Below are 14,687 nucleotides of genomic sequence, written 5' to 3'. Positions count from 1 at the left end.
CCATAGAGTCGGACGGGTCCATGTGATGCGGCAGGTTCACCCCGGGGTGGGCCTCGGGTGATGCAGGGGTGATGGGCATGAGCGGTGCTTCGGCGTCTCCCCACGGCTTCGCGACCGTACGCGGGCGCGGGCGCGGCTACCGTCCCGATCAGGTGGACGCGTACGTCGCGGCCCTCTCCGACGAGCGTGACGCGGCCTGGGAGCGGGCCGCCCGGCTCACCGTGCTGGCCAGGGAGATGGAAGCGGACCTCGGGGACCTGGAGGAGGCGGTCGAGCAGCTCACCGAGCAGGACTACGAGGTGCTGGGGGAGCGTGCCAGGGAGTTGTTCCGGCTCGTCGAGGCGGAGGCCGAGGCGGTGCGGGAGCGGGCGCGTGAAGCGGCGGCGGAGCTGACGCAGGACGCGCGGGCGTACGCCGCCGGGGTGCGGGAGGCGGCCCGGGCGCACGCCGACGCCGTACGCGCCGAGGCCGACGAACGGGCCCGGCAGGTGCTGCTCGCGGCCCGTGCGGAGGCCGACGGGGCGAGGATCGAGGCGCGGCGCGAGGTGAAGGCGGGGCGCGCGGAGGCGCTGAACGCGCTGCGGGAGGCGCGCGGGCGCAGTACCCGGATCGCGGCCGAGCAGGAGCGGGAGCTGGCCGAGCGGTGGGCCGCCGCCGAGCGGGACGAGCAGGAACGCGCGCGGGCCCTGGACGCCCGCCATGCGGAACTGCTGGGGCGCGCGGAGCAGGCGGTGCGCGAGGCCGAGCGGGAGCTGGCGGAGGCCGGGCAGGCGGCCGGGCGGTGCCAGGAGGAGGCGCGGGAGCGGGCGGCCGGGCTGCTCGCCGGGGCCCGGGCGCGTCAGGAGCGCATCGCCCGCGACACCGAACGGGTGCTGCGCGAGCACGGGGAGCGGTGGGACGAACTGCAGGCCCAGATGGAGTCCGTGCGCAGCAACCTCAGTTCGCTGACGGGCCGCGCGGTGGAGTGACGCCCGCGCGGAAGGGGCGGGCCGGTGTGCGGCCGGGCCCCGAAACGCCCGGTCGGCTTGCTCCTGACGTCGCGTCAGGGTGGAGGCTCGGTGCGCCCCAGGGGGGAGGGCAACCCCGAGACCTGCTCCACCGAGGGGTGGAGTGCCCCTAGGGGTACCTCCGTACTACGGGTCGGGGAGGGTTCGTACCGGCGGAGGACGAGAGGGGCCCGGTGCGGTCCTTAATCTGGCTTTACGCCGCTGGGGGGCGGCGGACCAGACCCGCGGGGGTGGGGTTTTCCCCAGCAGAAGACTGCGCTGAACACCAGCGCGGTCGGCCCCCGGTTCCGGCCAGACTCTTCGGGACGGCAGCACGGTACGGGCGCGGCGGCACGGACGCCGCGCAGGGCACCGGCGGCCCACTCGATGACCGACATAGGAGACTTGACATGACATCGGCCGTGAGGATTCCCCCGCACGGGAGCACGGGAGGGCGTACGGCCGTTGCCGCGCGGGCGCGGCAGGTCGTGAAGGCCTACGGAACGGGCGAGACCCGGGTGGTCGCCCTCGACCACGTGGACGTGGACATAGCCCGCGGTCGGTTCACCGCGATCATGGGTCCCTCGGGGTCCGGCAAGTCCACGCTGATGCACTGCCTGGCGGGCCTGGACACCGTCACCAGCGGGCAGATCTTCCTGGACGAGACCGAGATCACCGGCCTGAAGGACAAGAAGCTCACGCAACTGCGCAGGGACCGGATCGGGTTCATCTTCCAGGCGTTCAACCTGCTCCCGACGCTCAACGCGCTCGAGAACATCACGCTGCCCATGGACATCGCCGGCCGCAGGTACGACCGCGCGTGGCTGGAGAGGGTCGTGGAGACCGTGGGGCTCGCCGGGCGGCTCAAGCACCGGCCCACCCAGCTCTCCGGCGGTCAGCAGCAGCGGGTCGCGGTGGCGCGGGCGCTGGCCGCCCAGCCCGAGATCATCTTCGGTGACGAGCCGACCGGAAACCTCGACTCCCGCGCCGGTGCCGAGGTCCTGGGCTTCCTGCGCCGCTCGGTCACCGAACTGGGCCAGACCATCGTGATGGTCACCCACGACCCGGTGGCCGCCAGCTACGCGGACCGGGTGCTCTACCTCGCCGACGGCCGGATCGTGGACGAGATGCACCAGCCCACCGCGGAAGCCGTCCTCGACCGGATGAAGGACTTCGACGCCCGGGGGCGCACGTCATGACCGTCGTGAAGACCTCGATGCGCAACTTCCTCGCGCACAAGGGCCGGATGGCGCTCTCGGCGGTGGCGGTGCTGCTGTCGGTGGCGTTCGTGTGCGGCACCCTGGTGTTCACCGACACGATGAACACCACCTTCGACAAGCTGTTCGCGATCACCTCCTCCGACGTCACGGTCTCCCCGAAGGACGCCAAGAGCGAGGAGACCCCGCAGAGCGGGGTGCCCGAGTCGCTGCCGGCGTCCACGCTGGAGAAGATCCGCTCGGTGGACGGCGTCGAGTCCGTCGAGGGCGCGGTCGCCTCGACGAACGTGACCGTCGTCAACGCCGACAACGACAACGTGGGGGCCACCAGCGGCGCCCCGACCATCGCCGGGAACTGGACCAGGAACGACCTGCGTTCCATGGAGATCACCTCGGGGCACGCCCCGCGCGGTCCGGCCGAGACGATGATCGACTCCGACACCGCCGACAAGCACGACCTGAAGATCGGCGACGAGCTGCGCACCATCGCCCAGACCGGCGACTTCAAGGCGAGGATCGTCGGCATCGCCTCCTTCACCGTCACCAACCCCGGTGCCGCGGTCGTCTACTTCGACACGCCCACCGCGCAGCGCGAGCTGCTCGGCGGCACCGGCCGGTTCAGCCAGTTCAACATCACCGCCGCGTCCGGCGTCACCGACGCACAGCTCAAGCAGAACGTCTCCGGCGCCCTCGGGGACGGCGCGTTCAAGATCCAGACGGCCAAGGAGGCGTCCGACGAGGGCCGCGCGGACATCGGCGAGTTCATGGACGTCATCAAGTACGCCATGCTCGGCTTCGCCGGGATCGCGTTCCTGGTCGGCATCTTCCTGATCATCAACACCTTCTCCATGCTGGTTGCCCAGCGCACCCGCGAGATCGGCCTCATGCGGGCCATCGGCTCCTCCCGCCGGCAGGTCAACCGCTCGGTGCTGGTCGAGGCGCTCCTGCTCGGCGTCGTCGGCTCGGTCCTCGGCGTCGCGGCCGGTGTCGGCATCGCGGTCGGCCTGATGAAGCTGATGTCGGCGGCGGGCATGAACCTGTCCACCGACGACCTGACGATCAAGGCGGCGACCCCGGTGACCGGCCTGGTCCTCGGTGTCGTGGTCACCGTCCTGGCCGCCTACCTGCCGGCCCGCCGGGCGGGCAGGATCTCCCCCATGGCCGCCCTGCGCGACGCCGGCACCCCGGCCGACGCCAAGGCCGGCTGGATCCGCGGTGCGATCGGCCTGGTGCTCACCGGCGCCGGCGTCGCCGCCCTGCTCACGGCCGCCTCCGCCGACAAGGCGGGCGACGGCTCGCTGATGCTCGGCGCGGGCATCGTCCTCTCGCTCATCGGCTTCGTCGTCATCGGCCCGCTGCTGGCCGGCGTCGTGGTCCGGGTGATCAGCGCGGTGCTGCTGCGGGCCTTCGGCCCGGTGGGGCGCCTGGCCGAGCGCAACGCCCTGCGCAACCCGCGCCGCACCGGCGCCACCGGTGCCGCCCTGATGATCGGCCTCGCGCTGGTGGCCTGCCTGTCCGTCGTCGGCTCCTCCATGGTCGCCTCGGCCACCGGCGAGCTGGACAAGACGGTCGGCGCGGACTTCATCGTCCAGGGCAACCAGCGGATCGTCCCGCAGGCCGAGAAGGCCATGACCGGCACGCCCGGCCTGGAGCACGTCACCCGCTACAAGGTGCTCGACGCCACGCTGACCTCGCCCGACGGCAAGACGGACGACGACGGCCTCACCGCCGCCGACCCCACCTACGCCGAGGACGTGCGCCGCGCGACGACGGAGGGCACGCTCTCCGCCGCCTACGGCACCGACGCCATGTCGGTCGGCTCGGACTACGCCGAGAAGCACGGCGTGCACGTCGGCGACACCGTCACCGTCGCCTTCAAGGGCGGCGAGACCGCCAGGCTCAAGGTCGCGGCGATCACCAGTGACGACGTGGCCATCGACCAGGGCGCCCGGTACATCAGCATCGAGACGATGGAGAAGTACCTGCCGGCCGGCAAGGTCCCGCCGAACACGATCATGTTCGCCAAGGCGAAGGACGGCCAGGCCGACCAGGCGTACGCCGCGCTGAAGAAGTCGCTGGACGCCTACCCGCAGTACCAGGTGGCCGACCAGACCGACTACAAGCAGGAACTGAAGGACCAGATCGGCCAGCTCCTGAACCTGGTCTACGGCCTGCTCGCCCTCGCGATCATCGTCGCCGTCCTCGGTGTCGTGAACACCCTGGCGCTGTCGGTGGTCGAGCGGACCCGGGAGATCGGCCTGATGCGGGCCATCGGCCTCTCCCGCCGCCAGCTACGCCGCATGATCCGCCTGGAGTCCGTGGTCATCGCCCTCTTCGGTGCCCTGCTCGGCCTCGGCCTGGGCATGGGCTGGGGCGCGACGGCCCAGCGGCTGCTCGCCCTGGAGGGCCTGAACGTCCTCGACATCCCGTGGCCGACGATCATCGGGGTCTTCATCGGCTCGGCCTTCGTGGGCCTGTTCGCCGCGCTGGTCCCGGCCTTCCGGGCGGGCCGCATGAACGTCCTGAACGCCATCGCGACGGAGTAGCACCCGGCCCGACAGCCACCGCACACGGGGGTTGCGGGGGAGGGCCCGGCGCCGACGTCCCAGGGGGGCGGGGCGCCGGGCCTCTTTTCGCGGGGGCCTTCCAGCCCACCGAGCCGGAGTCGCATGGTGGGCGGGTAGAGGCCCCGGGCCCAAGAGGGGGTGGAGCACCCTGGTGCGCCCACCGCGGTCCCGGCCCGTCACGTACTCCGGCGACGGCTCTGTGTCGTCGGTGCCCTGCTTGTGTCGTGCGCGGTCCGGCGTTGTCGGTGCCCTGCTTGTGTCGTGCGCGGTCCGGCGTTGTCCGTGCCCTGCTTGTGTCGTGCGCGGCCCGGCGTCGTCCACACCCCGCCCGCGTCATCCACAGCACCCGCGTCATCCACAGCCCCGGCGCCGAGGAGCGGACCGACGTAACCTGGACAGCCCCGACCCTCACCGAGTCGGGCTACTCGCGTTGCCCCACCCCCCTCGCACGGAAAGCGCCCCGAATGAGCCTGCACGGTCTGCTCGACGCCGTAGTCAAGGACACCGCCCTCGCGGAAGCGATCTCGGCCGCCGCAGACGGCAACCGCATGCACGTCGACCTGGTCGGCCCGCCCGCGGCCCGCCCCTTCGCGATCGCCGCCCTGGCCCGCGAGACGGGCCGCCCGGTGCTGGCGGTGACGGCGACGGGACGCGAGGCTGAGGACCTGGCGGCGGCCCTGCGCTCCCTGCTGCCCCCCGAGGGCATCGCGGAGTACCCCTCCTGGGAGACCCTCCCGCACGAGCGGCTCAGCCCCCGCAGCGACACCGTCGGCCGCCGCCTCGCCGTGCTGCGGCGCCTGGCCCATCCCCGCCCCGACGACCCGGAGACCGGCCCCGTCTCCGTCGTCGTGGCACCCGTGCGCTCCGTGCTCCAGCCGCAGGTCAAGGGCCTGGGAGACCTGGAGCCGGTCGCCCTGCGCACCGGGCAGAGCGCCGACCTGGAGGAGGTCGTCGAGGCGCTGGCGGCAGCGGCGTACGCGCGCGTCGAGCTGGTCGAGAAGCGCGGCGAGTTCGCCGTGCGCGGTGGCATCCTCGACGTCTTCCCGCCGACCGAGGAGCACCCGCTCCGGGTCGAGTTCTGGGGCGACGACGTCGAGGAGATCCGTTACTTCAAGGTCGCCGACCAGCGTTCCCTGGAGGTCGCCGAGCACGGCCTGTGGGCCCCGCCCTGCCGCGAGCTGCTGCTGACCCAGGACGTGCGCGAGCGGGCCGCCGCCCTCGCCGAGGACCACCCCGAGCTGGGCGAACTGCTCGGCAAGATCGCCGAGGGCATCGCGGTCGAGGGCATGGAGTCGCTGGCCCCGGTCCTCGTCGACGACATGGAACTGCTCCTGGACGTCCTGCCCGTGAGGTCGATGGCCGTGGTCTGCGACCCGGAGCGGGTGCGGACCCGGGCCGCCGACCTGGTGGCGACCTCGCAGGAGTTCCTGCAGGCGTCCTGGGCGGCCACCGCCGGCGGCGGCGAGGCGCCGATCGACGTCGACGCCGCCTCCCTGTGGTCCATCGCCGACATCCGGGAGCGGGCCCGCGAGCTGGGCATGATGTGGTGGTCGGTCTCGCCCTTCGCCGCCGACGAGTCGCTGACGTCCGCCGCCGGCGAGGAGGGCGACCCGGACACCCTCAAGCTCGGCATGCACGCCCCCGAGACCTACCGCGGCGACACCGCGAGGGCGCTGGCCGACACCAAGGGCTGGCTCGCCGACGGCTGGCGCGCGGTCTACCTCACCGAGGGCCACGGCCCCGCCTCCCGCACCGTCGAGGTCCTCGGCGGCGAGGGCATCGCCGCCCGCCTCGACCAGGACCTCGGCGAACTCAGCCCCTCCGTCGTGCACGTCTCCTGCGGCTCGGTCGACCACGGCTTCGTCGACGAGGCCCTCAAGCTGGCCGTGCTCACCGAGACCGACCTGACCGGCCAGAAGGCCGCCGGGCGCGAGGGCGCGCGGATGCCGGCCCGGCGCCGCAAGACCATCGACCCGCTCACCCTGGAGGCGGGCGACTACATCGTCCACGAGCAGCACGGCGTGGGCCGCTACATCGAGATGGTCCAGCGCACCGTCCAGGGCGCCACCCGCGAGTACCTGGTCGTGGAGTACGCCCCCGCCAAGCGCGGCCAGCCCGGCGACCGGCTCTACATCCCCACCGACCAACTGGAGCAGATCACCAAGTACGTCGGCGGCGAGGCCCCCACCCTGCACCGGCTCGGCGGCGCCGACTGGACCAAGACCAAGGCCCGCGCCAAGAAGGCGGTCAAGGAGATCGCCGCCGACCTGATCAAGCTGTACAGCGCGCGCATGGCGGCGCCGGGACACGCCTTCGGCGCGGACACCCCCTGGCAGCGCGAGCTGGAGGACGCCTTCCCGTACGCGGAGACGCCGGACCAGCTCACCACCATCGCCGAGGTCAAGGACGACATGGAGAAGACGGTCCCGATGGACCGCCTGATCTGCGGCGACGTCGGCTACGGCAAGACGGAGATCGCGGTCCGGGCCGCCTTCAAGGCAGTCCAGGACGGCAAGCAGGTCGCGGTGCTGGTGCCGACGACCCTGCTGGTGCAGCAGCACTTCGGGACGTTCAGCGAGCGGTACGCGCAGTTCCCGGTGAACGTCCGGGCGCTGTCCCGCTTCCAGACCGACACCGAGTCGAAGGCGACGCTGGAGGGGCTGCGCGACGGCTCGGTGGACATCGTGATCGGCACCCACCGCCTGTTCTCCTCCGAGACCAGGTTCAAGGACCTGGGCCTGGTCATCGTCGACGAGGAGCAGCGCTTCGGCGTCGAGCACAAGGAGCAGCTGAAGAAGCTGCGCGCCAACGTCGACGTGCTGACCATGTCCGCGACGCCGATTCCGCGCACCCTGGAGATGGCGGTCACCGGCATCCGCGAGATGTCCACGATCACCACCCCGCCGGAGGAGCGCCACCCGGTCCTGACCTTCGTCGGCCCCTACGAGCACAAGCAGATCGGCGCCGCGATCCGCCGCGAGCTGCTGCGCGAGGGCCAGGTCTTCTACATCCACAACCGGGTCGAGTCCATCGACCGCGCGGCGGCCAAGCTCCGCGAGATCGTGCCCGAGGCGCGCATCGCCACCGCCCATGGCCAGATGTCGGAGCAGGCGCTGGAGCAGGTCGTCGTCGACTTCTGGGAGAAGAAGTTCGACGTGCTGGTCTCCACGACCATCGTCGAGTCCGGCATCGACATCTCCAACGCCAACACCCTCATCGTCGAACGCGGCGACAACTTCGGCCTCAGCCAGCTCCACCAGTTGCGCGGCCGCGTCGGCCGGGGCCGCGAGCGCGGGTACGCCTACTTCCTGTACCCGCCGGAGAAGCCCCTGACGGAGACCGCGCACGAGCGGCTCGCCACCATCGCCCAGCACACCGAGATGGGCGCGGGCATGTACGTGGCGATGAAGGACCTGGAGATCCGCGGCGCGGGCAACCTGCTCGGCGGCGAGCAGTCCGGCCACATCGCCGGCGTCGGCTTCGACCTGTACGTACGGATGGTCGGCGAGGCCGTCGCCGACTACCGGGCCTCGCTGGAGGGCGGTGTGGAGGAGGAGCCGCCGCTCGAGGTCAAGATCGAACTGCCCGTCGACGCGCACGTCCCGCACGACTACGCGCCCGGCGAGCGGCTGCGGCTCCAGGCGTACCGGTCGATCGCCTCCGCCAACAGCGAGGAGGACATCAAGGCCGTACGGGAGGAACTCGTCGACCGCTACGGCAAGTTGCCGGAGCCGGTGGAGAACCTGCTGCTGGTCGCGGGCCTGCGCATGCTCGCGCGGGCGTGCGCCGTCGGCGAGGTCGTGCTCCAGGGCAACATCCGGTTCGCGCCGGTGGAGTTGCGCGAGTCCCAGGAGCTGAGGCTCAAGCGGCTCTATCCCGGCAGCGTCATCAAGGCGGGCACGCACCAGGTGCTGGTACCGCGCCCGAAGACCGCGAAGGTGGGCGGCAAGCCGCTGGTCGGCCGGGAACTGCTGGGCTGGGTGGGCGAGTTCCTGACCTCGATCCTGGGGTCGTAGCGCCCGCTCGCGCCGGACGGACTCGTCTCGCTCGCGCCGGACGGTTTCGTCTCCGTCGGAGAGCCGGAGGACGTGCGGAAGCCCCGCGCGCAAGCCGCCCGCGGGCCTGGGGAACGCGTGCCTGGGGAAGTCGCCCGCGCACCTGCGGAAGTCGCCCGCACATGCGGAAGCCGCCCGCGGAGGAAGTGCCGTGGGCGGCTTCCGTGCGTCCGGGCAGGGGGAGCGCCTACTGGTGCTCCGGTCCGCCGCCCCGCTCGCGTCCGAAGCCGAGCTTGCCCTCGGCCTGCTGCTGCGCGGCGTCGACCTGCTTCTCGTACTTGCCGCCGGTCCTCTGGTTGACCTGGCGTTCGGCGGCGTCGGACACCTTCCTGGACTTGTCCTTGTCCTTGCCGGCCATGCTCTTCATCTTGTCGAGGATGCCCATGCAGAGCTCCTTCCGAGACGTGACTCACTGTCGACCGTACGACAGATATGTCCCGCGTGCCCATTAATGCCCGGCTGACGCCCCCTATGGCCCCGACCTCTCCCTCGCTACGGTGGTCCCTGCGAAACGGCAAGGGGAGGGGCGCGCATGAGGCGGCACAGCAGGATTCGTACCGGTTGGGCCGCGGGCGCGGTACTCGCCCTGGCCCTGGTGACCGGCTGCGAGGGCCTGGAGTCGGACGGCGACGCCCCGGCCTCCGGCGGCGGTGCCGAGGCTCCGGCCTCGGGTCATGCCGTCAGCCCGCTGAAGAACCCGGACGGGACCGCTCCCGGCCTCGCCCCGGTGACGGGGGACGGGCCGCAGGCCGAGGCCCGCAAACTGATCGACGGGCTGGCCACCAAGGGGCGCGGTCCGAAGACGGGGTACGAGCGCGACAAGTTCGGCTACGCCTGGATGGACACCGCCGACGGCGTCCCGCTCGCCCGCAACGGCTGCGACACGCGGAACGACCTGCTCAAGCGCGACGGCCAGAAGGTGCGCTTCCGGTCCGGCTCCGACTGCGTGGTCATCGCGATGACGCTGGACGACCCCTACACGGGGACGAGCATCGAGTGGCGCAAGCAGAAGGCGGCCGAGGTGCAGATCGACCACGTCGTGCCGCTGTCGTACAGCTGGCAGATGGGCTCCTCGCGATGGCCGGAGAGCAAGCGCCGGCAACTGGCCAACGACCCGCTCAACCTGCTCCCCGTCGAGGGCCGCGCCAACTCCGCCAAGCGCGACGCGGGCCCCGCCACCTGGCTGCCGCCCAGCAAGCCGGTGCGCTGTGCGTACGCGGTGCGGTTCGCGCAGGTGGCCGCCAAGTACGAACTGGCCGTGACGAAGGCGGACAAGGCGATGATGTCCGAGCAGTGCGGGGGCTGACGCCGGACGCGGGGGCTCGGGGGTGCGGGCGGGGGCGGTCGCGGGAGGCCGTCAGAACTGGCCGTTGCCGAGGATCTCGCCGTCGGCGTCGTAGATGGTGACGAGGCCGTTGTCGCTGTCCTTCCAGTCGGCGAACGCCGAGGCGATGAGCTTGGCCGGGCCCATGCCCTCGCCCATGATGCCGCCGGTGAAGTCGGTGTAGACGTCCGCGGCGTCGAGGATGTCGTTCTGCTCGTCGGCACCCTGCACCTTGGTGACGTGGGAGACGGCGTCCTTCTCGTTGGGCGTGCCGTTCTTCTGCACGAACGCCTTGAACTGGTCGGCCTGGGAGGCCTTTCCGGCGGCCTTGTCCTCGGCGGGCTTCGCTTCGGCGGTGTCGTCCGCCTTGCTGCCGCCGTCCCCCTTCGTGCCGCCGGCCGCGTTCTGGTCCGCGCTCGCCGAGGTGCGGCTGTCGCTCTTGCTGTCGCCGTCCCCGTCGCCCGAGTTGGCCGACAGTGCGCCGATGACGGCGATCCCCACCACGGCACCCAGCACGATCTTGGTCTTCATCCCCATGACGTCGGTCCTCTCCCCAAAGACAGATCGGTCGACCGTGAACCGAGGTCCATCACCTCGTCCGGTTCGATGCGTCAATAAGACCAGAGGCTGTGAACCGAGTCAACACAATTCACAGGGGTGGGTCGATACACGATGTGAATCAGGGCGCCCGCATGTTCGTCGGTAGGATCGGCCTCACACGACCAGGACGAGGGGGCCCGAGCGTGCGGGACAAGGGGACACCCGGGACAGCCGGGACCGACGGAACAGCCGGGGTCGGCGGGACCGCCCGGGCCGACGGGACCGCCGGGGCGGGCGGTACTGCCGGGGTCGGCGGGACAGCCCGGGGCGACGGGACGGAAGTGACCGCCGCCGGTATCGCGCGACTCGCCGGCGTCGGCCGCGCCGCCGTCAGCAACTGGCGCCGCCGGCACGCCGACTTCCCGCAGCCGGTCGGCGGCACCGAGACCAGCCCGTCCTTCGCCCTCGCCGACGTCGAGGCCTGGCTGCGCGCCCAGGGCAAACTCGCCGAGGTCCCCCCGCGCGAACGCGTCTGGCAGCAGGTCGCCGGCCACCCCGACGGACCGGCCACCGCCCTGGCGCACACCGGCTGCGTCCTCCTGCTCATCCACGACCGCCCGCCCCTGTGGCTGGAAGCGAGCGCCGGCTCCGACGAACGCCTCGCCGCCATGCTCCCCGCCGCCCTCGACCACGTCCTCGACGCCCGCTTCGGCCCGGCCCCCGACCGCACCGTCCCCACCCCGATCGCCCCCCGCCTGCTCCCCTCCGTCCCCCTCCTGCGCGGCGCCGCCGAACTCGCCGCCGGACCGGGCGCGGGTGCCCGCAGGACCTTCGAGTTCCTGCTCGGCCGGCACCTCGACGCCAACCCGCGGCAGTACACCCTCACCCCGGACCCCCTGGCCGAGCTGATGGCCGAACTCGCCGGCCCCGCCCGCACGGTCCTCGACCCCGCCTGCGGCACCGGCACCCTGCTGCGCGCCGCTGCCGCCGCAACCCGCCCCGGACAGGAGCTGTACGGCCAGGACGACGACCCCGCGCTGGCCACCCTCACCGCCCTGCGCCTCGCCCTGAGCACGGACGCCACCGTCCGCGTCGCCCCCGGCGACAGCCTGCGCGCCGACGCCCTCCCCGGCCTGCGCGCCGACACCGCCCTGTGCCACCCGCCGTTCAACGAGCGCAACTGGGGCCACGACGAACTCGCCTACGACCCCCGCTGGGAGTACGGCTTCCCGGCCCGCACCGAGTCCGAACTGGCCTGGGTGCAGCACGCCCTGGCCCGCGTCCGCGTCGGGGGCACCGCCGTCGTCCTCATGCCGCCCGCCGCGGCCTCCCGCCGCTCCGGCCGCCGCGTCCGCGCCGACCTGCTGCGCCGCGGCGCCCTGCGCGCCGTGATCGCCCTGCCCGCCGGCGCGGCGCCGCCGTACAGCCTCCCCCTGCACCTGTGGGTGCTGCGCCGGCCCGAGAAGGCGCCCGCGCAGCCCGAGGTGCTGCTCGCCGACACGGGGCAGTTCGCCGGGGAGGGACGCGGCGGACCGGACTGGCGGTCCGTGCGGGAGGCCGTGCTCGACGCCTGGAGCGCCTTCGACCGCACCGGCCGGCTCGACGAACGCCCGGGCCTGGCCCGCACCCTGCCCGTCATCGAACTCCTCGACGACGACGTCGACCTGGCCCCCGCCCGCCACCTGCCGCCCCCCACCGCCACCGGCGCCGGCGGACGACTCACGGACGTACGCGAGCGCCTGGACGAAACCCTGCGCCTGACCGCCGAACTGGCCCCCGCCGCCCCCGCCCCCGGACGCGCCGCGGCGCCCCGCCGGCCGCTCACCACCGTCGGCGAACTCGCCCGCGGCGGCGCCCTGACCCTGCGCACCGGCACCCACGGCGGCCACGCGCGCGTGCCCGTCCTCACCGACCACGACGTCCTCGCCGGCACCGCCCCCTCCGGCACCCTCCCGGAGAGCGACGAGGAACCCGTCCTGACCGAACCCGGCGACGTGGTCGTGCCCGTACTCGGCGGCGGCACGGTCGCGCGTGTCGTCGACGCCGCCACCGCGGGCGCCGCCCTGGGACGCAACCTCGTGCTCCTGCGCCCCGACCCCGCCGCCCTCGACCCCTGGTTCCTCGCGGGCTTCCTGCGCGGCACCGCCAACCACCGGCAGGCCAGCAGCTACGCCTCCACCGCCACCCGCCTCGACGTGCGGCGCCTCCAACTGCCCCGCCTGCCCCTCGACGCCCAGCGCGGCTACGGCGACCGCTTCCGCGCCCTCGACGAGTTCGAACGCGCGCTGCGGCTCGCGGGCCGGCTCGGGGAGCAGTTGGTGCGGGGCATGTACGACGGGCTCACGGACGGCACGGTGGACCCGGGGCGCTGACCCGCCGCCGGGCGGAGCGGCAACGGTTCGGCACATCCGTGACCCGTTGTCCGTGCGGGCCTATACGCTCGGATCTCCACTCGAACGGCCGGGTCCGTCCGGCACGTCGGCACCACCGGTCCAGGAGCAGTCATGTACGGCAACAGCGCCGGGCCGCCGCCCTCCCGCGGCGCGGCCACCGTCATCACCCTGCGCGTGCTGTACGCCGCCGCCGGCTTCCTGTCCTGCGGACTGCTCGCCTGCGTACCGCTGTTCCGGGTCGCCGTCCTGCGCGGCCGCTGGTACGACTGGACGGCCGCCTGGGCGAGCCTGCCGCTGTCCGTCGCCTGCCTGGCCGTGGCCGGTTCGCTGCCCGAGACGGACCACCGCACCGACGTCGCGGTGGCCGCGGCGCTCCTGCTCGGAGCGGCGGCCACCGCGCACTTCCTGGTGCTCGACATACGCCTGCACGCCGCCCCCCGCCATTTCACCGGCCACCCGCAGCCCCACACTCACACCCCCGCCCCCGGCCCGCACCACGCCCCGGCCCACCCGGCGGGCCCGTACCCCTACGCGCCGCCGCCGCAGTACCGCCCCGCCCCCGCCCCCCGCGACGGCCGCGACGGCCGCGACGGCCGCGACGGCCGCGACGGCCGCGACGGCCGCGACGGCCGCGACGGCCGCGACGGCCGCGACGGCCGGCACCAGGGCGGAAGGTGACCGTGGCGACAGGACGCGTCGTCGCCGGCCGCTACGAGCTGTCGACGCTCATCGGCCAGGGCGGCATGGGCCAGGTCTGGACGGCCTACGACCGGCGCCTGGACCGGCGCGTGGCGGTGAAGCTCCTGCGCCCCGACAAGGTGGCCGGTGCCGAGGCCGACGAACTGCGCCGCCGCTTCGTGCGCGAGTGCCGGGTCACCGCCCAGGTCGACCACCCCGGCCTGGTCACGGTGCACGACGCGGGCAGCGAGGGTGAGGACCTCTTCCTCGTCATGCAGTACGTCGACGGCGCCGACCTCTCCGACCACCTCGCCGAACACGAGCCCTACCCGTGGCAGTGGGCCGTCGCGGTCTGCGCCCAACTGTGCGCCGTCCTCAGCGCGGTGCACGCGGTGCCGATCGTCCACCGCGACCTCAAACCGCGCAATGTGATGATCAGACAGGACGGCGCGGTCACCGTCCTCGACCTCGGCGTCGCCTCCGTCATGGACGCCGACACCACCCGCCTCACCCACACCGGCACCCCCGTCGGCTCGCCCGCCTACATGGCACCCGAGCAGGCCATGGGCGGTGCCGTCGGCCCGTACACCGACCTGTACGCGCTCGGCGTCCTGCTGCACGAACTGCTCAGCGGCGAGGTGCCGTTCGCCGGTTCCACCGCACTCGGCGTGCTCCACCGGCACCTGTACGAGCCACCGCTGCCCGTGCGCCGCATCCGCCCCGAGGTTCCCGAGGCGCTCGAAGACCTGGTCCTGCGCCTGCTCGCCAAGGACCCGCAGCACCGCCCCGCCTCCGCCCAGGAGGTCTACGAGCACCTGTCGCCGCTGCTCCCGGCGCGCGGCGTGCCCACCGGCGGTCCCCTCGATCCCACCCGCCCCTTCGTGCGCCCGCACGCCCCCTGGCCCGACCGCGCCCGCACCCCCGCCC

General features: G+C 73.1%; 10 protein-coding genes. 8 read left to right on the top strand and 2 right to left on the bottom strand.

Going from position 1 to position 14,687, the window contains the following annotated elements:
* Nucleotides 1–77: 77 nt before the first annotated feature.
* The 4 genes from IG88_RS0133510 (at nt 78) to mfd (ending at nt 8,786) form a co-directional block, all read left to right on the top strand.
* Nucleotides 78–968 carry a hypothetical protein gene (locus IG88_RS0133510; protein WP_031049424.1) on the top strand — a complete coding sequence of 297 codons (891 nt, stop codon included), beginning with the start codon at nt 78–80 and terminating at the stop codon, nt 966–968.
* 428 nt (nt 969–1,396) lie between these two features.
* The gene (locus IG88_RS0133505) at nt 1,397–2,185 is read left to right on the top strand and encodes an ABC transporter ATP-binding protein (protein ID WP_031049422.1); all 789 of its coding nucleotides are present in this window, start codon (nt 1,397–1,399) and stop codon (nt 2,183–2,185) included.
* Nucleotides 2,182–4,749, top strand: coding sequence for an ABC transporter permease (locus tag IG88_RS0133500; RefSeq protein WP_031049420.1), 2,568 nt, complete (start codon nt 2,182–2,184; stop codon nt 4,747–4,749). The genes IG88_RS0133505 and IG88_RS0133500 overlap by 4 nt, the downstream gene beginning before the upstream one ends.
* A 485-nt stretch (nt 4,750–5,234) precedes the next feature.
* Complete coding sequence (gene mfd / locus IG88_RS0133495) at nt 5,235–8,786, top strand: transcription-repair coupling factor (protein ID WP_031049417.1); 3,552 nt, start codon at nt 5,235–5,237, stop codon at nt 8,784–8,786.
* Between the two features lie 226 nt (nt 8,787–9,012).
* On the opposite strand, the gene IG88_RS0133490 is transcribed toward mfd, so the two are convergent.
* Nucleotides 9,013–9,210 carry an antitoxin gene (locus IG88_RS0133490; protein ID WP_030404941.1) on the bottom strand — a complete coding sequence of 66 codons (198 nt, stop codon included), beginning with the start codon at nt 9,208–9,210 and terminating at the stop codon, nt 9,013–9,015.
* 147 nt (nt 9,211–9,357) lie between these two features.
* Here IG88_RS0133490 and IG88_RS0133485 point away from each other — a divergent pair, with 147 nt between their 5' ends.
* The gene (locus tag IG88_RS0133485; RefSeq protein WP_031049415.1) at nt 9,358–10,131 is read left to right on the top strand and encodes an HNH endonuclease family protein; all 774 of its coding nucleotides are present in this window, start codon (nt 9,358–9,360) and stop codon (nt 10,129–10,131) included.
* A 51-nt stretch (nt 10,132–10,182) separates the two neighbouring features.
* Here the strand turns inward: IG88_RS0133485 and IG88_RS0133480 are convergent, their stop codons facing one another.
* Nucleotides 10,183–10,686, bottom strand: coding sequence for a hypothetical protein (locus IG88_RS0133480; protein WP_031049414.1), 504 nt, complete (start codon nt 10,684–10,686; stop codon nt 10,183–10,185).
* Nucleotides 10,687–11,030: 344 nt separating this feature from the next.
* Here IG88_RS0133480 and IG88_RS0133475 point away from each other — a divergent pair, with 344 nt between their 5' ends.
* From IG88_RS0133475 to IG88_RS0133465, 3 genes are all read left to right on the top strand, one after another.
* The gene (locus IG88_RS0133475) at nt 11,031–13,061 is read left to right on the top strand and encodes an N-6 DNA methylase (protein WP_031049413.1); all 2,031 of its coding nucleotides are present in this window, start codon (nt 11,031–11,033) and stop codon (nt 13,059–13,061) included.
* A gap of 132 nt (nt 13,062–13,193) precedes the next feature.
* Nucleotides 13,194–13,760: a hypothetical protein gene (locus IG88_RS40460; protein ID WP_051852172.1), complete on the top strand. Its 567-nt coding sequence runs from the start codon at nt 13,194–13,196 to the stop codon at nt 13,758–13,760.
* Nucleotides 13,761–13,825: 65 nt separating this feature from the next.
* Nucleotides 13,826–14,687, top strand: an 862-nt coding sequence (locus tag IG88_RS0133465; RefSeq protein WP_234332426.1) for a serine/threonine-protein kinase, incomplete at its 3' end; no start/stop codon positions are given.

The organism is Streptomyces sp. NRRL F-5650 (assembly GCF_000721365.1).
Lineage (GTDB): Bacteria > Actinomycetota > Actinomycetes > Streptomycetales > Streptomycetaceae > Streptomyces > Streptomyces ardesiacus.
Note: the sequence above shows the minus strand (reverse complement) of the source record. Positions and strands in the feature narration are given on the sequence as shown.

Coding starts and splice junctions, on each gene's coding strand:
- IG88_RS40460 (WP_051852172.1), top strand. CDS start 13,194: ATGTACGGCAACAGCGCCGGGCCGCCGCCCTCCCGCGGCGCGGCCACC.
- IG88_RS0133510 (WP_031049424.1), top strand. CDS start 78: ATGAGCGGTGCTTCGGCGTCTCCCCACGGCTTCGCGACCGTACGCGGG.
- IG88_RS0133480 (WP_031049414.1), bottom strand. CDS start 10,686: ATGGGGATGAAGACCAAGATCGTGCTGGGTGCCGTGGTGGGGATCGCC.
- mfd (WP_031049417.1), top strand. CDS start 5,235: ATGAGCCTGCACGGTCTGCTCGACGCCGTAGTCAAGGACACCGCCCTC.
- IG88_RS0133500 (WP_031049420.1), top strand. CDS start 2,182: ATGACCGTCGTGAAGACCTCGATGCGCAACTTCCTCGCGCACAAGGGC.
- IG88_RS0133485 (WP_031049415.1), top strand. CDS start 9,358: ATGAGGCGGCACAGCAGGATTCGTACCGGTTGGGCCGCGGGCGCGGTA.
- IG88_RS0133490 (WP_030404941.1), bottom strand. CDS start 9,210: ATGGGCATCCTCGACAAGATGAAGAGCATGGCCGGCAAGGACAAGGAC.
- IG88_RS0133505 (WP_031049422.1), top strand. CDS start 1,397: ATGACATCGGCCGTGAGGATTCCCCCGCACGGGAGCACGGGAGGGCGT.